At 60.8% G+C, this 19,438-nt stretch carries 13 protein-coding genes; 5 read left to right on the top strand and 8 right to left on the bottom strand.

What is annotated here, in order from left to right; genetic code table 11:
* Nucleotides 1-362 precede the first annotated feature (362 nt).
* From DWZ22_RS08705 to DWZ22_RS08695, 3 genes are all read right to left on the bottom strand, one after another.
* Nucleotides 363-1,826, bottom strand: coding sequence for an amino acid permease (locus DWZ22_RS08705; protein ID WP_118405928.1), 1,464 nt, complete (start codon nt 1,824-1,826; stop codon nt 363-365).
* Between the two features lie 153 nt (nt 1,827-1,979).
* Complete coding sequence (locus tag DWZ22_RS08700; protein ID WP_118405927.1) at nt 1,980-2,435, bottom strand: hypothetical protein; 456 nt, start codon at nt 2,433-2,435, stop codon at nt 1,980-1,982.
* A gap of 3 nt (nt 2,436-2,438) precedes the next feature.
* Entirely contained in the window at nt 2,439-5,447 is a 3,009-nt protein-coding gene (locus DWZ22_RS08695; protein ID WP_118405926.1) for a glycoside hydrolase family 2 TIM barrel-domain containing protein, read from the bottom strand.
* A gap of 375 nt (nt 5,448-5,822) precedes the next feature.
* On the opposite strand from DWZ22_RS08695, the gene DWZ22_RS08690 reads away from it, so the two are divergent.
* A complete protein-coding gene (locus DWZ22_RS08690) occupies nt 5,823-6,839 on the top strand; it encodes a LacI family DNA-binding transcriptional regulator (protein ID WP_118405925.1) in 1,017 nt (338 codons plus the stop codon).
* Nucleotides 6,840-6,958: 119 nt separating this feature from the next.
* Here DWZ22_RS08690 and aspS read toward each other — a convergent pair whose 3' ends face one another.
* Nucleotides 6,959-8,746, bottom strand: coding sequence for an aspartate--tRNA ligase (gene aspS, locus DWZ22_RS08685; RefSeq protein ID WP_118099265.1), 1,788 nt, complete (start codon nt 8,744-8,746; stop codon nt 6,959-6,961).
* Nucleotides 8,747-9,002: 256 nt separating this feature from the next.
* Here aspS and serB point away from each other — a divergent pair, with 256 nt between their 5' ends.
* The 4 genes from serB to DWZ22_RS08665 all read left to right on the top strand — a co-directional run bounded on the left by serB (nt 9,003) and on the right by DWZ22_RS08665 (nt 12,003).
* Entirely contained in the window at nt 9,003-9,638 is a 636-nt protein-coding gene (gene serB, locus DWZ22_RS08680) for a phosphoserine phosphatase SerB (protein ID WP_118405924.1), read from the top strand.
* Nucleotides 9,639-9,756: 118 nt separating this feature from the next.
* Complete coding sequence (larB, locus tag DWZ22_RS08675; RefSeq protein ID WP_117734675.1) at nt 9,757-10,539, top strand: nickel pincer cofactor biosynthesis protein LarB; 783 nt, start codon at nt 9,757-9,759, stop codon at nt 10,537-10,539.
* A 10-nt stretch (nt 10,540-10,549) separates the two neighbouring features.
* Nucleotides 10,550-11,461 (top strand): LarC family nickel insertion protein, encoded by a 912-nt coding sequence (locus DWZ22_RS08670; protein WP_118405923.1) that lies wholly within the window; start codon nt 10,550-10,552, stop codon nt 11,459-11,461.
* A gap of 2 nt (nt 11,462-11,463) precedes the next feature.
* Nucleotides 11,464-12,003, top strand: coding sequence for a TetR/AcrR family transcriptional regulator (locus DWZ22_RS08665; RefSeq protein WP_117798996.1), 540 nt, complete (start codon nt 11,464-11,466; stop codon nt 12,001-12,003).
* A gap of 306 nt (nt 12,004-12,309) precedes the next feature.
* Here the strand turns inward: DWZ22_RS08665 and larD are convergent, their stop codons facing one another.
* The 4 genes from larD to hisS all read right to left on the bottom strand — a co-directional run bounded on the left by larD (nt 12,310) and on the right by hisS (nt 19,328).
* Nucleotides 12,310-13,041 (bottom strand): D/L-lactic acid transporter LarD, encoded by a 732-nt coding sequence (gene larD, locus DWZ22_RS08660; RefSeq protein WP_117807845.1) that lies wholly within the window; start codon nt 13,039-13,041, stop codon nt 12,310-12,312.
* Between the two features lie 49 nt (nt 13,042-13,090).
* Nucleotides 13,091-14,368, bottom strand: a complete 1,278-nt coding sequence (larA, locus tag DWZ22_RS08655; RefSeq protein ID WP_118405922.1) for a nickel-dependent lactate racemase — start codon at nt 14,366-14,368, stop codon at nt 13,091-13,093.
* 575 nt (nt 14,369-14,943) lie between these two features.
* Nucleotides 14,944-17,757 carry a phosphoenolpyruvate carboxylase gene (locus DWZ22_RS08650; protein ID WP_369833961.1) on the bottom strand — a complete coding sequence of 938 codons (2,814 nt, stop codon included), beginning with the start codon at nt 17,755-17,757 and terminating at the stop codon, nt 14,944-14,946.
* A 257-nt stretch (nt 17,758-18,014) separates the two neighbouring features.
* The gene (gene hisS, locus DWZ22_RS08645; RefSeq protein ID WP_117743175.1) at nt 18,015-19,328 is read right to left on the bottom strand and encodes a histidine--tRNA ligase; all 1,314 of its coding nucleotides are present in this window, start codon (nt 19,326-19,328) and stop codon (nt 18,015-18,017) included.
* Nucleotides 19,329-19,438 lie beyond the last annotated feature (110 nt).

Genomic DNA, 19,438 nt, shown 5'->3' with positions numbered 1-19,438 from the left:
AGCGTTAGATGCTTGTCGAGAGCTCCTCTGAACACCTCGTGGGCAAAAAGTGGCAAATATGAGTACTGTCACCAATTTAGTAGCAGCAAAATCGAGAGCAAATTGCCTCCTTTGAGCGATTCGAAGAGGTTGAAAGCCGTCAAACGCCCTTTAAAGGGGGTTATATAAATTGATTTTGAGCCCGTTTTTGCTCAGAACAGACCGAAAAATATGACACCTCTTTTGCAACAGTACTCATATTTGGCATTTTTTGACCACGGGGTCCAAAACCATGCCCCAAAACACAAAAGGAGGGGCCTCGTAAGGCCCCTCCTTAGGAAAGGGAATCGATTTATTCCACAGCCGTAGATTAATCCTAGCCGCTACTCCATCATGTCGAGGACGGAGGGGCGCAGCTCGCTCTCGGCGGCCTCGGGATCGGTCTCGCGCAGGCGGTTGATATAGCGGTTGTACCACATCACGGCAAGGCCCAGGAAGACAACCACACCGCCAACGTTGTAGACCAGCGTCAGCCACAGCGGCTGATCGAGCGGGATGGTGCCGCAGACAAGCACAAAGCAGAAGACCACAAGCAGGAATGCGGCAACGACCAGACCAAAGCTGCGCGAGCCCATGCGGAAGTCACGGGGAGCGGCGTCGAAGTTCTTGCGCAGCATAAAGTAGGCAAGCAGGATCAGCAGCGGCGGGAGCAGAGCAGTGGCAGCCGTCATGTTGGTAACGATCATGAGCAGGTCGTCGAGGTTGCCGGAGCCCAGGGCCGGGATGACCAGGATGGGGACGACGATGGCGAACTGCAGCCAGGCAGCGCGGGCGGGAATACCATGCTCGTTGAGCTCGACGATCTTGCTGCCAAAGACACCCTTGGGGATCTCGGTGAAGAAAACCTTGATGGGAGCAGAGGTCCACATCATGAGGGAGCCCAGCGTAGCGGCAAGAAGGATCAGGCCAATGACGCGCGTGGACACTTCCATGGGAATGCCAAAGTGGGCAAAGACAGCGCCGAATACGTCGAAGATACCGGTGGAGATGGCAACGCCGCCCTCGGGAATGAACAGATTGACCAGCAGCGAAGCGCCTGCGTACAGAAGGCCGATGGTCAGGCCGGCGATAACGACGGTGCGCACGAAGGCCTTGACGCCGCCCTTAAGGTCGTTAAGGAACACGCCGACAGACTCAGCGCCGCCAACGCCCTGGATGATCCAGGCAAGCGTACCGAAGAAGCCCCACATAGTTGCGAAGTTGCTCATGTCGGGAGCCATGTTAGCCGGAGTAGGAGCCGTAGCGAACTCGACGCCGCCAAAGGCAGCGGCCAGGGACAGCAGGATGAACACAGCGGTCAGGCCGAGAGCCGCAGTCGAGCCAAAGGACGAAATGGATCCGATCCACTTAGCGCCCTTAGTCGACACCCACGTGGCGATGGCAAAGACGACGATCTCGATAATGGTGATCCACAGCTGCGAAAGCTCGGCATTGGCACCAAGGAACACGTAGCTCGCGTAGATGATGACGTTGGGCAGGACGGATGCAAAGTAGAACAGGTTAACGAACCAGTAGCTAAATGCCGTCAGGAACGCCCAACGACCACCCATCGAGGTCTTGACCCAGGCGTACACGCCCGACTCGGAGTCCTTGTTAAGGCCGACGAACTCGGCGGTAACCAGGGTATAGGGGACAAAGTACAAAAGTGTGGCGAAGAAGAACGACGGCGCAGCTGCCAAGCCGATGGCCGCGTTGTTGTTGATGATATTCTTGATACCGAACACGGCGGCGACCGTCATGCCCAGCAGAGCGAACGAACCAATCGTTCCTCGTTTTTCAGAGCTCATAAGCCCTCCCAATCATCCGTTATATCTCATCTAAAACCGTCCGGACTGCAAGCGCAATCGTGGACAGCACACCTGCTAGGGGGGATGGGGAAAAGGGAGTCAACAAAGCCATCCCCCTTAGCGGCGCAAAGCAAACGCCCAAACGGACGAATACTACTTGTTGGGGAAGGAATAACCTTCAACCGTCACGTGCAGTACCACGACGCGGGAATCCGCGGCATCGGCCACGACACGGTAGGCCTCGTCGATCTCGACGACGGCAACGCCGCCGGCGGGAATCGTCACGGTCTCCCCCGTACCCTCAAAGCGCTCACGATCATCGATATCGCTGTAGGCGCGCGTGCAGGTGAGGCCTGCCTTGGGGGCAACCTCGACGGTCAGGTCGCCGTCGAGCGGGGCGAGCACGGCATGGTAGCGACGGTGACCGACCAGATCGGCGGTTGCGGCCTCGCGGGCATAGACCCACCAGTACACCAACGAGTCGCCGATGGAGTACGCCACGTCGTGCTGCAGGTCGGCAACACCATCGAGCGCCTGTCCGGTACGCATCCACTTCTTGACGGACTTCATCTGAGCGTCGAAATCGGCGCGCGAGTTAAAGACATGCATGACTTATGCCTCCTTAATGGGTGCCAGCGCCTGAGCCAGATCGGCAGACGTCAGCGGTCGCAGGGACACCTCAAAGCTGAAGCTCTCAAAACGGGTGCGGTAGGAATCGAGCACCTCGGAACCCCAAGAGTTCGAACCAAGGCCGAGCAGCTGGTCGTTGATGTTGACCGTAACCGTGTCGCTCTTGACAAGGTCGTAGACGTGCTTTGCGTTATCGATGGCCTCGCAGCTATAGGGCCATGCCGAGAACGAGAACGGGTTGGAGGCGGCATCGACCGGACGGGTCACCAGCACGCCGTCACCGTGGCTAGAGCGCAGGGCAACCCAGCGGGTGCCCTCGCGGTTGGCGCAGTCCTGAGGCATAACGTAGGGCGTGAACATGTCGTCGACCGTAGTGCGGTAATGACCGACCGGGTTGGCGCGCAGCGAGTCCGGATAGTTCTCGCCCGGGCCGTGGCCGTACCACTCAACGGCACGATCGCAACCGGGAACCTCGAAGGAGATGCCGATGCGCGGGATGATGTCCGAGTAATCGCCGTAGGGCTCGCCGGAAACCTTGAGGTCGACGCGACCGCTCGGAAGCACGGTGTAGACAAGCTCGACGCGCATGCCAAACGCACGGACGGGAGGAGCGATGCGCTGGCTCACGGTAACGACGACCGCGTTGCCATCCTGCTTCCAAGAAACCTTGCGGGTAGACGTCTGCATCACATCGATGAAGTTGTCCTTCCACAGGGAGTCGTACTCCTGGGCGTGGTTATCGACGAGCGGATGCCAAAAACCAACCTGGGGACCGGAGGCGATGACGTCGCGGCCGGATGCCTTCCACTCGCTCACGGTACCGTTAACCTTGTTGAAGGTCAGCTCGCCGTTGAGGGAGTGAATGCGAATCTCCTGCTCGGTCTCCTCGACCGTAAGCTCAGGACGAATGGGAGCCGCGATGGCCGGCGCCGGATGGTTTGCGATGGCAAACTGGCTTGCACCCAGCTGGAACATCGGCTCGCACCAGGCGTGAGCCGCCATTGTGTAAGCGTGCACGGTCAGCAGGGTCTCGCCCACTGCGGCCTCGCGAATCACCAGTGGCAGCTGGACGGACTCGCCGGGGGCAACCGCACCGGGCATGAGCGTCTTGCGGCTGACCACGTCGCCGTCCACCAGGGTCTCGGCCGACAGGCAAACATCCTCGAGGGTGGTGAACCAACGCTTGTTGGTGACGGTCAGCTCGCCCGACTCGGCATCGTAGGCCATGCGAACCGGGCAGATAACCTGGCCATACTCAGTAAGGCCCGGGCTCGGCTGCTGCCAAGGGAACACCATGCCATCGATGCAGAAGTTGCTGTTGTTGGGGTAATCGCCGTTGTCGCCGCCATACATGTCGTAGGCAACGCCGTCCTCGGTCACAGCAGCCAGACCGTGGTCGCACCATTCCCAAATAAACTGGCCCTGGATGCAATCCCAGCGATCGAAGACCTCCTGGTACTCGGACAGGCCTCCGGGACCATTACCCATAGAGTGGCCGTACTCGCAGTTGATGCGCGGCTTAGGGAACGGATGCTCGCCAAAGTCGTTCATCTGCGACACGCGGGAGTACATGGTGGAAATGACGTCGACGGTATCGGCGTTGCGGTCCTCCTCGTAGTGGACCGGACGACCGTCGAGCTCGTGAGCCTTGGCGTACATCGCGCGGATGTTGCAGCCATAGCCGCTCTCGTTGCCCATCGACCACATAATGATGCAGGCGTGATTGCGCTCCTGCATCACCAGGCGCTCAACACGGTCGACGTAGGCCGGCTCCCAGGCAGGGTCGTCGGTGACCAGGGCGATGTTGCCGATATTCTCGAAGCCGTGGCTCTCCATATCGGTCTCGGCGACCAGCATGATGCCATACTCATCGCACAGCTCGTAGAAGCGCGGGTCGTTGGCGTAGTGGGATGTGCGCACCGCGTTGATGTTGTGCTGCTTCATGAGCTCCAGGTCGCGGCGCATGCGATCGAGGCCCACAGCGCGGCCCTTGTGATCGTCGTGGTCATGGCGGTTGACGCCATGCATCTTAAAGTAGGTGCCGTTGAGGTAGATATGATTGCCCTCGACCGTCACCTCGGCAAGGCCCTGGCGATGCGGGACGTACTCGCTGACCTGGTCACCGTCGTAGACCTCAAACGTAAGGTCATAGAGGAAGGGGCCCTCGGGATTCCAGAAGTGGGCATCGGCAACGTTGCACTCGGCATGGCCGTCGACGCACTCGCCCGTAGCGACCACGTTCTCGCCATCGCTGAGCGTATAAACAATGCGGCTTGCGCCCTCGGCAACCGTATCGAGCGTAATCAAAGCGGTATCGCCCTCGCGGTGCGTGCGGAACCTAAAGTCGACCAGGCGCGCGGCGGGACGCTGCATAAGGTACACATCGCGGAAGATGCCCGAGGCCCACCACATATCCTGATCCTCGATATAGCTGCCATCGCTGTACTGCAAGACCTTGACCGCAAACAGGTTATCGCCCTCGACGAGCGCGTCGGTCACGTCGAACTCGGCAGACAGGCGCGAGCCCTTGGTCATGCCGATAAACTTGCCGTTGACGTACAGCTCGCCATAGCTCTCGATGCCGTCAAAGCGAATGATCTCGCGAGCGCCGGCAGGCACGGCGGGAAGATTGACGATGCGCTGGTACACGCCCGTGGGATCGTCAGAGGGAACGAACGGCTGATCCACCGGGAACGGGAAACCCTCGTCGGTGTAGGCAAGGTTGCCATAGCCGTCTACCTGCCACAGGTGCGGAACCTCCACGTGATCCCACTCGGGCTCGTACGTGGAGAGCTCCTCGTTGGAGACGGCAGCGGGGCCCTCAAAGAGGCGGAACTGCCACGAGCCGGACAGCTGGACAAACCCGCGCGACAGCTCGCGGCTGTACGTTGCAGCGAGATCGGCGGTCTCGTAGCCCATAAAGTACGCATGAGGTGCCAGGCGGTTCCTGTGGGTGAGCGCTTGGTTTTCCCAATCGTTAATGGCGTCCATGGTGATGCTCCTTCGTCATCGTAGTGATTCTTGTGCAACCGGTTGTCCTTATCTTACGGGCGTTGCAAAAAACTGTGCAACCGGTTGTCCGCTGAACGGTCGATTTGGTCGGGTTAACGGTGCAACCGGTTGTACAACCGCGACACTTATGTCACCCTGAGTATCGAAACTCAGCGCAAAACAGCATTCCCAGGCGGCGGACAACGGCCGCGCCCATCTATGCCCCACCCTTGCAAGCCATGTTCAACAGCAGCTTGAACGTGAAATGCCACCAGTGGCCGGATATCATGAACGCTGTTCAGGCGCACTATAGTAAGCTGTATCCGCACCAGCCCGTATCAGTGACAACATCGACCGCTTTTTCCAGGAGACACCATGACCCAACCAGTTCGCACCGCACCGACGCTTGCCGAGGTTGCTGCAGCTGCCGGTGTTTCGCGCTCCACGGCATCGCGTGCCCTCAACGACTCCCCCCGCATTAGCGAGGAAACTAAAAAGCGCGTCCGCGCGGCTGCCAAGGAAGTCAATTTTGTACCCAACGCACGCGGCCGGGCGCTCGCCGTCGGACGCACGGAAATTATCGCCGTACTGGTTACCGAGCCTTTGAGCGAGCTGTTTAGCGATCCCACCTACAGTGAGTTTTTAAGCGGCATTACCGAGGAACTTTCGGAGTCGTCTTACCTACCCGTGATCCTGCAGGCATCTTCCTCGCATGAGCGCAATCGCGCACGCGAGCATTTTGAGCGTCGCTCGTTTGACGCCGTCATCGACGTCTCGCCCTACAAGGGCAGTGAGCTGCTCGAGGTGCTGCGTGAGCTGGGCGTACCCACCGTGTTGTGCGGCCAGCTCGAGGGCCACCCCTATCGCGATGTGTTCTCGACGGTCTACTCCGACGACGAAGAGGGCGGACGCTTTGCGGCGCTCGCTATGAAAGATCGCGGGCGCAAGGACATCGTTGCCGTGCTGGGGCCGCAGGATAACCCCGCCGTCGTCGACCGCCTTCGCGGCTACCGTGCAATTTTGGGCGAAAGCCTTCCAGATGAAAATGTCATCTATACCGGATGGAGCAGCGGAGACGGCTACCAAGCCACGCGGCGGCTGCTCGCGCGCGAAATACATGCCGACGGCGTGCTATGCGGATCGGACCGTATCGCAACCGGCGTTATCGCCGCATTCAACGAAGCGGGAATTAGCGTACCCAAAGACGTTTCGGTCGTGGGCTTCGATGACCACGAGGTCGCAGCTCGCAGCGTCCCCGCGTTGACGACCATTCGTCAGCCGCTTCGTGAGGAAGGCCGCAAGGCCGCAGGCATTGCGCTCGATATGATTAACGGTGCCGCGCCCACCACCACCGTCATGCACATGCAGCTCGTTCAGAGAGACTCACTGTAGGAAACTGGGCCGGGCTTTCCGCGATGCCCGGTCAACCCATACCCTCGCAGCATCGGCGTATAAAAAACGAGGGAAGGCACACGTCCTTCCCTCGTTGCGGGCAATATGTAGCCGCTCGCCTACATCAGGCGCAGGCTGACGTCCTTGAGCTGGGCGCCGGAAACGGCACTCGGGGCGCCCGACATGAGATCGGAGCCGCTGGCCGTCTTGGGGAACGCCATGACGTCGCGGATGGAGTCGGAGCCGGTGAGCAGCATGCACACGCGATCCAGGCCCAGAGCGAAGCCGCCCATCGGGGGCGCACCAAACTTGAGCGCCTCCATGAGGAAGCCGAACTGCGACTCGGCGCGCTCCTCGGTAAAGCCCAGAAGCTTGAGCATGGACATCTGCATCTCGGCGTTGTGGATACGCATACCGCCGCCACCGGCCTCAAAGCCGTCCATGACAAAGTCGTAGGTGCAGGAGCCGGCTGCCAGCGGGTCAGCCTCGATCTTGGCGATGTCAGCCTCGGTCGGCAGGGTAAAGGGCTGATGCTCGGCTGCATAGGCCTTGCGGTCCTCGTCCCAGTGGAACAGCGGGAAGTTGACGACCCACAGGAAGTCGTGACCCTCGCGCTTGATCTCGAGCGCGTTGGCCATGTGGGAGCGCATGCCGCCCAGGATCTCGTCGGAAAGCAGGCGCGGGCCGGCGGCGAACATCACGAGGTCGCCGGGCTCGACGTCCATGCGCTCGCGCAGAGCGGCCATCTCCTCGTCCGAGAAGAACTTGACGATGGGGCTGTTGATGGAACCGTCCTCGCGGAAGGCGATCCAAGCCAGGCCCTTAGCGCCAAACGTGGAAGCCACACCGGCGAGCTTATCGATCTTGGCACGCGCCCAGGCACCGGCACCCTTGGCGTTGATGGCCTTGACGACAGAGCCCTCCTCGTTTGCGGCAGTCGCAAAGACCTTGAACTTGGAGTTGGCAAAGATGTCGGTCAGGTCGACCAGGTGCATGCCATAGCGGGTATCGGGCTTGTCGGAGCCATAGGTGTCCATGGCCTCCCAGTAATCCATGCGGCGCAGCGGCGTGGGCATCTCGACACCCATGCGGCCGAAGGCATCGGCCAGGACCTCTTCGAGCGCGCTCATGACATCGTTCTGGTCCACGAAAGACATCTCGATATCGACCTGGGTGAACTCGGGCTGACGGTCGGCACGCAGGTCCTCGTCGCGGAAGCACTTGGCAACCTGGTAGTAGCGCTCGACGCCGCCGACCATGAGCAGCTGCTTCAGAAGCTGCGGGGACTGCGGCAGAGCGTAGAAGTTGCCCGGCTGGATGCGGCTGGGAACGATGAAGTCGCGGGCGCCCTCGGGCGTGGACTTAAACAGGGAGGGCGTCTCGACCTCCATGAACTCACGGTTGTGCAGTGCCTCGCGAATGGCAAAGGTGAAGTCGGAGCGCAGCTTGAGGTTGGCCATCATCTCGGGACGACGGAGGTCCAGATAGCGATAGCGCAGACGGGTGTCCTCGCTGGTCTCGATGCCATCCTCGATCTGGAACGGCGGGGTGACGGACGTATTGAGCACCTCGGCATGGTCGGTCAGGACCTCGATCTCGCCGGTGGCGAGCTTGGTGTTGGTGGTCTCGTCGCCACGGGCGCGCACGACGCCGTGAATCTTGATGGGCCACTCGGGACGCATGGTCTCGGCGATCTTAAAGGCATCGCCGTCAGAATGCTCGGGGTCGAAGGTGAGTTGCGTAATGCCCTCACGGTCGCGAAGGTCGCAGAAAATAAGGCCACCGTGGTCGCGGCGACGGCTCACCCAACCGGTGAGGGTGACCTCTTCGCCCACGTTCTCGCGGCGAAGCTCGCCGCAGGTACGGGTGTGCATGGAATGCTCGTCGATGGGACGGGTCTGGCTCATACCAGTGATCCTCCTTTATGGATCTGTGCCGCCCCGTGTCGTTCCGGGCGGCGTCGTACAGATTCGCCCGGCCTGCGTAAACCGCGCAGCCGGACATGGCGTTCTATCTTATCGCACCCGCGTCGATGTGCCGCGAAAAAGTAGCTCCTGCCCAAAGACTTGACGGAGACGAAACAATTGGCGCACCGCGACTGTCGCCGAGGCGCGCCGCGTGCGACAATGTGCCCCAATACAACTGCACCCGGAAAGGCCCAACATGTCTGCACGCCTCATCGTTATGGATATCGACTCCACCCTCATCAACCAGGAGGTCATCGATCTTTTTGGTGAGGAGGCAGGCGTGGGCGAGCAGGTAGCGCAAATTACCGAGCGCGCCATGCGCGGCGAGCTCGACTTTAAGCAAGCGCTCGAGGAGCGCGTGGGGCTGCTTGCGGGCCTGGACGAGAGCGTGTTCGAGCGCACCTTTGAGCGTGTGACGTTTACCCCCGGCGCGCTGGAGCTTGTGCGCTCGGCGCACAGCAAGGGCTGGAAGGTCGGCGTGGTAAGCGGCGGTTTCCACGAGGTTGCCGATAAGATCGTGGCTGCCGCGGGCATCGACTTTTGCCTGGCTAACCGCCTGGAAGTCGTAGACGGCAAGCTCACCGGCAAGCTGGCGGCAGACATCGTGACCAAGGAGTCCAAGCTTATCCAGATGCTGGATTGGGCAGTTGAGTGCGGTGTCGATATGGCCCACACGGTCGCTATTGGCGACGGCGCCAACGACATCCCCATGATTCAGGCCGCGGGCACGGGCATCGCATTTTGTGCCAAGCCCAAGACGCGCGAGGCCGCCCCGTTTGCCATCGACGAGCGCAACCTGATGCTCGCCATGGACATCATCCTGCGTGACTAGCCGATTCGTCTAACAATTGAATCAGTCTATCCTATAGTTTCCGAACAATTTTATCTTAGTGTTCGGAAATATACCCTTTGAGTGCTAGACTTTGCGCCGTCGAAGGGAACATATATATATGGATAAGCGAGATCTTGAGCAATTGCTGAGCGATGTTGCCGGCGGGGCAGTCACCCCTGCCGACGCCCTCACGCGCATCCAGACGGCTCCGACCGCCGATCTGGGTTTTGCGCAGCTCGATCTTTCACGCGGGGTACGCCAGGGAGCCGGCGAGGTTATCTACGGCGCCGGTAAAACCGCCGGGCAGATTGCCGCCATTATCGAAGCGCTGCGCGATGCAGGCCAGGAGCGCATCCTGGTCACGCGCTTGGACGCCAAAAAGGCCGCCCGTACCTCGGAATTTCTCGGCAACGGCATCGACCTGGGATATGTCCCGGACGCACAGCTCGCCCTCGTGGGCGGCAAGCCCTCCCCCACCGGCAACGGACGCATCGTCGTCGCCTGCGCCGGTACGAGCGACCTGCCCGTCGCCGAAGAGGCGGCACTGACGGCCGAGTTCTACGGCAACGAAGTCGATCGCCTCTACGACGTAGGTGTCGCCGGCTTGCACCGCCTGCTCGCTCATGCTGAGGAACTTGCCCAGGCGCAGGTGGTCATCGCCATCGCCGGCATGGAAGGCGCCCTGGCAAGCGTCATCGGCGGCCTGGTGAGTTGCCCGGTCATCGCCGTTCCCACCAGCGTGGGCTACGGCGCGAACTTTGGTGGCGTGGCCGCGCTGCTCGCCATGCTCAACTCCTGCGCCAGCGGCGTCTCGGTCGTCAATATCGACAACGGCTTTGGCGCCGCCTATCAGGCAAGTCTTATCAATCATCTGAGCGCCGGCACGCCCTGCGCCCGCTAAGGAGCATCCCATGTCCAACCATCAGCACACGCTTATCATCGACGGCACCTCGGGCATCAGCGGCGATATGACCGTCGCGGCTCTGCTCGACCTGGGCGCCAGCGAGGAGCACCTGCGCGAACAGCTCGCCACGCTGCCGGTCGACGGCTTTACGATCGCCGTGACGCGCGTAAACAAGCATGGCATCGACGCCTGCGATTTCGACGTCCAGCTTGCAGAGGAGCTCGAGAACCACGATCACGATATGGCCTGGCTCTACGGCAACGAAGCAGCTGTCGAGCATATGCATGAGCACCACCATCATGACCATGACGAGCACGAGCACGAACACTGCCACGAGCATGGCCATGAGGCTCACGGTCATGGCCACGAGGGCCACCATCACGCCCACCACCATCACCACCGTTCTTTGACAGACGTCACCGCCATCATCGACGGCTCGCAGCTGAGTGGCGGTGCCAAGCGCCGCGCTCTTGCCATCTTTACCGCGCTGGCTGCCGCCGAGGCCAAGGCACACGGCAAAACGCCCGAGACCGTCATGTTCCACGAGGTGGGCGCCGTCGACTCCATCGTCGATGTCTGCTCGGTCGCCATCTGCCTCGACGACCTGAGCATTGAAGACATCGTGGTTGAGTCGCTCTCCGAGGGTCACGGTACCATCCACTGCGCCCACGGCCTTATGCCCATCCCGGTGCCCGCCGTCGTCAACCTATGCCAAGCAGGCAATATCGCCCTCACGCCCGCACCGGTCGCCGGCGAGCTCGTGACGCCCACGGGCGCCGCCATCGTCGCCGCACTGCGCACGTCCGAGTACCTGCCGGCCCGCTACCGCATCGAGGCCGTCGGCTACGGCGCCGGTAAGCGCCCCTACGAGGGTTGCTCCGGTACGCTTCGCTGCCTGCTCGTTCACGCAGACGCATAGCCATGGATGCCCGCAAGGCCAAAAGCCGTGCCGCGATCGTCGCGGCGTTCTCCGAGCTCCTGTGCGAGGAAGATTACGGCAAGATCACTGTCGGCGACATCATCGCGCGCGCTCACGTAGGCCGCGCGACATTCTACGGCCTCTTTAAGAGCAAAGACGACCTACTGTCCGAGCTCGTGAGCGACATCTGTACCCACGCCCTCGACGACGATGGCACACCGCTCGACGACCCATTCGTGCAGGTCGAGCATATCCTTAGCAACCTGTGGGAACGCCGTCAGGGCGTGAGGGCCCTTGTAGCCGGCGCCGGCTCACGCGTCTTCGCCGACAGCCTCCGCAAGACCATCATGTCGCTCGCGGCCGAAACCGTCCCCATCGATCCCACAGGCCCAGCCGGCACCATGGACCGCAGCTTCCTCCTCCATCACATAGCCTCAAGCTTCGTAGGAATGGTCCAATGGTGGGCCTGGCACAACTTCCAAGCCAACAAATCCAACGTAGCCAAAGACTACCTATCGGCCATACAACCCCTGTTCACCTAAGTAAGACCCCACCCCAAAGTGCCATTCCAGCAAAGCGCCCATTCCATCCCCAAGTCACACTTTCTTGTAAAGGCACCCAAAAACAAAGCGCCCCTCACATCCAAATTCAGATATATATGTTGGGTTGCTTGTTCCAATCCAACTGGATTCCCGCAGGGTCCGGCATAGGTTAACTTTCCGCCGCATTCCGCAGGACGCAAGAAGCTCCCGCCGCACGAAGTGCGCAGCGGGAGCTTCTTGCATGTCCGAGGACGCGGCGGGAAGTTAACCTATGCCGGATCCGGACGTTATATCAATTGCCTTCGACTAGAACATACCCAAGAAGCCATGCACAAACAGCGCGGCCACAATAGCACCGACAAACGGCGCAATGCCAGGAACAAGCAGGCCATACTTCCAGTTGTTGTCAGCCTTGTTCTTAATCGGCAGCAACTGATAGGCCATGCGAGGACCAAGGTCACGTGCCTGGTTCATGGCGAAGCCGGTGATGCCGCCCATGCCCATGCCAACGGCCCAAACGATCAGGCCGACGCAGATAGCGAGCATCAGAACGTCCTCACCAGCACGGCTAGCAGCAGCAAGGATGGCGCTAATGAACACAAAGGTGCAGATGGCCTCGCAGAAGAAGTTGCGGGCATAGTTCGTACCCTCGGTGGTGGGGTTGGTCGAGAAGATGTTGCGCTGAGCAATGGGATCGACGACGCCTTCGGAAGCCTTGAACTCATCGGCATACATAAACCAAGCGATCACAGCACCCACAAAGCCGCCGAGCATATCGGCAAGCATGAAGGGGATGCAGTTGCCCCACGGCACCAGACCGACGATGCACTGGGCAAGCACCATAGCGGGGTTCATGCACACGGCGCCGCCAAAGACAAACAGGCAGACCGAGATGCCAAAAGACCAAGTGGTGATGGCAAACATATGGCCAGAGCCCTGATACTTGGTGCCTTTGAGCACGGTATCGCAGTGCACGCCCACGCCAAAGACGATCATGAGGGCCGTCGCGCCGAATTCGCAGAGGAGTTTGGTAAGCATAAAACCTTATCTTTCTTATTGGTTACAAACGATTCGTTTAAGCCGCGCACTAGTGCTGGGCGACGACAACACCCAGGCCATCGGGGATGACGGCGACCTTGGCGTCGGCACCCTTCATCTCAAAGGCGAGCTTGAGCGCCTTCTCGAGGGTGTTAACCGGCGTCATGTGCATATCCTTGAGCATCTGGTGGTCGCACAGGTCGGTAACCATGATCACAGGGTGATGCGCCAGGATGCGAGCAAAAATCTGGCTCGTCCACTGATCGGGCAGGGTCTCGTCCTTGGGGCGATCGATGCAGGCACGCTCAAACTCCGCCGGATCGTTGTCGGCGATGTTGTGATAGAAGCCCTCGCCGCCGTGACCGTCGGCGCAGCCGGCGACATCGATGATCACACCGCCCTCGGGAAGCGTGGCCTCGGCAGCGCACATGCCCTTCACGGCCTGGTAGATGTTCTGGTCGAGCGGGTAACCACCGTTGGTGGTGATGGCAATCTCGCACTCGACGGGCTCAACGCCGGCAAGGCTCTTCACGAACTCGCAGCCAGCCTCGTGTGCCTTGTGGATGTCACCGGCAAAGGAGCCAATGACCTCGTGCTTGCCGTTGAGCACCACGTTAAGCACAAAGGCAAGGTGAGCCATCTCGGCAGCGGCGAACATATCCTCGCTCACGTGGTTGTGGCACAGGTTGCCGGCACGCGAATGGGAGTCGTTCACAAACTGACCGTTGTGGTTGTACATGATGGTCTTATAGCTGGCGATGCCGGGCAGGACAGACTTTCGGCTGCCAGAGAAGCCGGCAAAGAAGTGCGGCTCAATGAAGCCCTCGGCAAGAAGCAGGTCGCAATCGGCAGCGATCTTGTTGATGATGCACTCGCCACCAGAAGGCAGGGTGCCGATCTTCTTCATCATGCTGTCGTCGGTTGCGACATGCATAACGATTTCCTCGTTGGCAACGATGTCCTTGCCATACTTGTTGACGAGCTCCTCGTGCGTCGACGGACGGTGCATACCCGTAGCAACCAAAATACGCACACGAGCCTCGGGCGCAGCGGCATGAATGTGATGCAGCAGAATAGGCATCGTCACACGCGAGGGAACGGGACGCGTATGGTCGGAGCTGATGATGACGATGTTCTTTTTACCAGCACAAAGCTCCTCGAGCGAAGGTGAGCCATAAGGGTTGGCAAGCGACTCCTCTACCATTTTTTCCTGCGATTTCGTAGTCTTAAACTCGTTTTGATGACCTTCCATCACACCCGCGAAGTTCTTGTCCTCGAGCTCCAGATGCAACGTCTTGTGGTCAAACGGCAGTTCACATTCAAACATTGACGAGCGCCCTCTTCCTTTCAACTGACACACTAGTCAAACCGTTGGAAGGATACGCCGTTCACCGATAAACACCACCGTCCACCGACTCATTAACACAACGTTCATATTTGACCTTCAACAAAACGGCCGCGATCCCAAAGGGAACCGCGGCCGCTACAGTCGTAAGGCGAGAAGCGCCAAATGCATCTCGGTCCCATTCGATAAGACGCGAGGCGCGAAGCGCCAAACGCGCCGCCGGGACAGGCCCCATCCAAAACGCGCGAAGCGCGCCATTCTTCTCCTCAGCTTTAATTCCAGAAGACCGAGGACGAAGGGACCCGACGGGTTTCCCTCTGAATGCATTCCGCAGCACGAAGCCCCATCAAAGTGCGCGAAGCGCGCTATCTTTTCCCCAGCAGTAATCCGCCGAAGACCGGACATCGTAGGGCCCGCCATTAGTTTACTTTTAGGCACACTCCGCAGGACGCGAGAAGCCCTCGCCGCACGAAGTGCGCAGCGAGGGCTTCTTGCATGTCCGAGGACGTGCCTAAAAGTAAACTAATGGCGGGCCCGGACGACTACAGGGCTATCGATTACCCCGTGTTTTGGAGTCCTGCCGAGACGCCGGTCACAGTCGAAAGAATCAGGCTCATGTACTCGGCCTTCTTCTCCTCCGCCATCTCGTCCTGGTTCATACGCACCTCGCGAAGGGCGCGGACCTGGGCGATGGACAGGGCATCAACATAGGGGTTGCGCACGCGAACGGCGCAACCGAGCACGCGACGACGCTGCAGCGGCCACTCGTCACCGACGATGGCAAGGACCCACTTACGGGTGAGCTGCATCTCGGTAAAGACCTTCTCGGACAGATCCTGGCGATCGCCCAGGTGCAGATACATCTTGGCGATGCGCTGGTCGGTCTTGGCGATCGACATCTCGATGTTGTCGATAAAGGTGCGGAAGAACGGCCACTCCTGGTAGGCAGCCTTAAGCTGGTCAAGGTCGCCCAGCTGCTCGCAGGCGGTGCCCAGGCCGTACCAAGCGGCCAGATTGATGCGCGCCTGGCTCCAGCTAAAGATCCACGGAATGGTACGCAGGTCGTCAAGCGACTTGGCACCCAGGCCGCGCTTGGCGGGACGCGAGCCGATCGGCAGCAGACCGACCTCGGTCAGCGGCGTCACGGTCGAGAACCACGGTGTAAAGTCCTCGGTGTTCAGCAGGTCCAGATAGCGCTCATGGCTTGCTGCGTTGAGCTTCTCGGCCATATTCCAGAACTTCTGCGTGGTCTCGGTGTTGGTCTTCTCGACACTCGGAGCCGACTGCAAAAGCGTTGCGGCGGCAACGGACTCAACATGGCGCTGAGCCAGCGTGCGGTTGCCGTAACGGGCAAAGATGACTTCGCCCTGCTCGGTGAGCTTAAAGAAGCAGTTGACCGAACCCTTGGGCTGCGCCAGCACGGCCTTGTTGGCCGGGCCGCCGCCACGGCCCACGGCACCGCCGCGACCGTGCATGAGCACCAGGTCGATATCGTTCTTCTCGGCCCACTTGGCGATGCGCTCCTGCGCGGAGTGCAGCGCGAGCATGGCCGTGGTAGGACCGGCGTCCTTGGAGGAGTCGGAATAGCCCAGCATGACCTCCATGCGGCGGTTGGTCTGGGCAAGGCGCTTTTGCACCACGGGCAGCGTAAGCATCTGGTCGAGCACGTCGATGCAGCCCTCGAGGTCCTCGAGCTGCTCAAACAGCGGGATCACGTCGAGCTCGGGGACATCCTCCTCGTGTGCAAAGGACAGGTGGGCAAGCTCAAAGACGTCGGCCACATGCTGGGCGCTCTTGGTGAACGAGACGATGTAGCGATGCGCCATCTTCTTGCCGTAGCGCTTCTGGATGGAGCCGATAGCGCGGAAGGTATCGATGACCTCGCGCGTCATGGGCTGCAGGTCGCCATGGATACCGTTCTCGTGGATATCCTTGAGGGCGCGGGCGTGCACCACGGAGTGCTGACGGAACTCCATCTCGACCATATGGAAGCCGAAGGACTCGACCTGCCAGATGATGGTCTGGACCGGGCCGTAGGCAGCACGGACGGCACCGCAGGCGGCCAGCGAGCGCTGGACGACACGCAGGTCCTCCAGGAACTCATCGGCGCTGTGGTACATGGTGTCGGTGATGCGACGCACGGTGGCGTTCAGACGGTCGGCCATGACGAGCATGACGGCGCGATGCGGCTCGTGCTCGGAGATCAGTTCAGCACGTGCGGTGTACTGGGCGCTCATCTCGACCTGATGGTTCCACAGGTTGATGAGCTCGGCAGACGGCTTGCTGTAGGTGGCCTCGAGCGTGAGGTTGCGGCCGATGCGGCGGCACTTGTCCTCAAGCTTGAGCACCATGTGGGTGAAGTACTTGGCGGCGACCTCACGGCTCACCTTGGCGGTGACGTTGGGGTTACCGTCGCGGTCGGAACCAATCCAGCTGCCGGGATGGAAGAACGCCGGGCACAGCGGCGGCACGGTACCGGCCTTGTCGCCCAGCACCCAGTCGTCAAAGCGACGATAGATGACGGGGATGACGTCGAACAGCGTGTTATCGAAGATGTCGATGATGGTATCGGCTTCCTCGACCGGCGTGGGCTTCTTGAGCGCGATGGGGCTCGTACGCACCAGGGCGTCGATCTCCTGCAGCATATGGCGCTCGTTCTCCACCAGGTCGGAGCCGCCCAGGCGCGGACGCTCCTCCAGCAGGTTGGAGATACGGCGAATCTTGCCCTCGACGGCCTTGCGACGGGCCTCGGTGGGATGCGCGGTAAAGACGGGATGGAACTCAAGCTTGCCGAGCAGCCCGTTGGCGCCCTCGACACCCAGCTCATTCACCAGCTGGTGATAGGCGACGGTGAGCTCGTTGGCGGGATCGACCTCGGTATCGGTCGACGCACCGGCCTCGCGCTCGCGCAGCTGCGCCACACGGTAGTTCTCCTCCGACAGGTTTGCCAAGTGGAAGAAGCTCGTAAAGGCGCGAACGATGACCTGCTGCTTATCGAGCGGCAGACTGTCGATCAGATCGACGACCTCGCGAAACGCCACGGCGGTGGGCTCGTCGGCGGTGGGCACGCCCTGCTCGTCGACGGCCTCGTCGGCAGCGCGGGTACCGGGGTTGCCGGCATTGGCCACAATCTCGGCCGACAGGATTTTGTCGAACAGGTCCGCGATCTCGGGATCATACTCGCTAAGCACACGACGCTCCAGGCGTAGGAACAACGCCAAATTGTCGCGCAGCTCCTCGGGGATCTCGATCTCGGCGAGACGCTCCCTGGACTCGGCATTCGAGCCGATTCGGTTAACGAGGCGGTTGACCACGGCAGCGACGCGCGCCGCGGCTTCGGGTACAGACTGGTTGCTTAGGTTCTCAGCCACGTTTCCTCCCATTCCTCCTTCTATGCACGTAACATGCGGTATTCATTATAGGCGCTTGAGAAATACTTTCGACACTGATTGCGCTTTACCACACAAAAGTATTTTCTGCATTGCAAGGGTTTTTGCCCTAAATGGTCGTATTTCTCGGTGGACGGCATACACAAACGGGGGCATTCCGCATAAATGCGAAACACCCCCGTAACAATCGCTCGCAATGAACGGGACACTCAAGCGGGTCCGCAGCTCAAAAAGATGCGCTACAGGCGCTCACGAACCGCCTCGACGACGTTGGCCAGATCGACCAGTACCTCGTCATGGCTCTCCATGTCGCGCACCTTGACCTTGCCGGCGGCAAGCTCGTCGCCGCCCAGGACCAGGATGAGCTTGGCACCCACCTTATCGGCCTGCTTAAACTGGGCCTTGAGCGAACGGCCCTGATAGTCGGCCTCGGTCACGATGCCTGCGGCGCGAAGCTCCTGCGTAATGGCAAAGACGTTCTGGCGCAGCTCCTTGCCGGCGTTGGCGACATAAACACACGGGGCCTCATCGGCACCCAGGTCGCTGCCAAAGGCCTGCAAGGCCAGCAGGGCGCGCTCAAAACCGACGGCGAAGCCGACGCCGGCCGTAGGCTTGCCGCCCTCGAGCTCGACCAGGCCGTCGTAGCGGCCGCCGCCGCCGATGGAGCCGACGCCGGCGCCAGGGGCCTCGACCTCAAAGACGGTACGGGTGTAGTAGTCCAGGCCGCGCACCAAGGTGGGATCCTCGACATACTCGATACCGGCGGCATCCAGATAGCGCTTGACCTGCTCGTAGTGCTCGCGGCACTCGTCGCACAGGTTGTCACCCATCAGCGGGGCCTCGGCCATGATCTCGCGGCAATGGTCGTTCTTGCAGTCGAAGGCACGCAGCGGGTTGAGCTCGGCGCGCTCACGGCACTCATCGCACATCTCGTCGGCGTGATCGAGGATGAACTGCTTAACCTGCTCGCGGTAAGCCGGACGGCACTGGGCGTCACCCATCGAGTTGATGAGCAGACGAAGCTTGGAAAGATCGAAGCCCAGGCGCTTGTAGAACTCCATGAGCATGATGATGCACTCGGCGTCTGCCGCCGGATCGGGAGCGCCGAGCCACTCGATGCCCACCTGGTGGAACTGGCGCAGGCGGCCCTTCTGGGGACGCTCGCCACGGAACATGGCCTCGGCGTAGTACGCCTTAAACGGCGTGGAGCCCTGGGGCACCAGATTGTTCTCGACGACGGCGCGCACCACGCCGGCCGTGCCCTCGGGGCGAAGTGCCAGGCGCTGCTTGGGCTTGAGTTTGGTGTCGGTGCCCTCGGTAAAGACGCGCTCCAGGTTGGCACCGCTGAACACGCGGAACATCTCCTTGCGCACGACGTCGGTCGACTGGCCGATACCGTGGACAAACACATCCACCTGCTCGATCGCGGGCGTCTCGATGGGTTTAAAACCAAACGGCTCGAACACGCCGGCCGCAATCTGCTGCATCTTTTGCCAGGCGCGCATCTCGGCGCCGATAAGGTCGCGGGTTCCCTCCGCCTTCTGTGCCTGCATGGGCAAACACCTTTCTTTTGTATCGCGTCATAGGTAACGGTCATTATACGGCACAAACGCAAACAGCGACGGCGCGTCTGGCCGAACGAGGGTATGGGGACTCGTTCGGC

The organism is Collinsella sp. AF31-11 (assembly GCF_003475605.1).
GTDB lineage: Bacteria > Actinomycetota > Coriobacteriia > Coriobacteriales > Coriobacteriaceae > Collinsella.
This window is presented reverse-complemented; position numbering and strand designations above follow the sequence as displayed.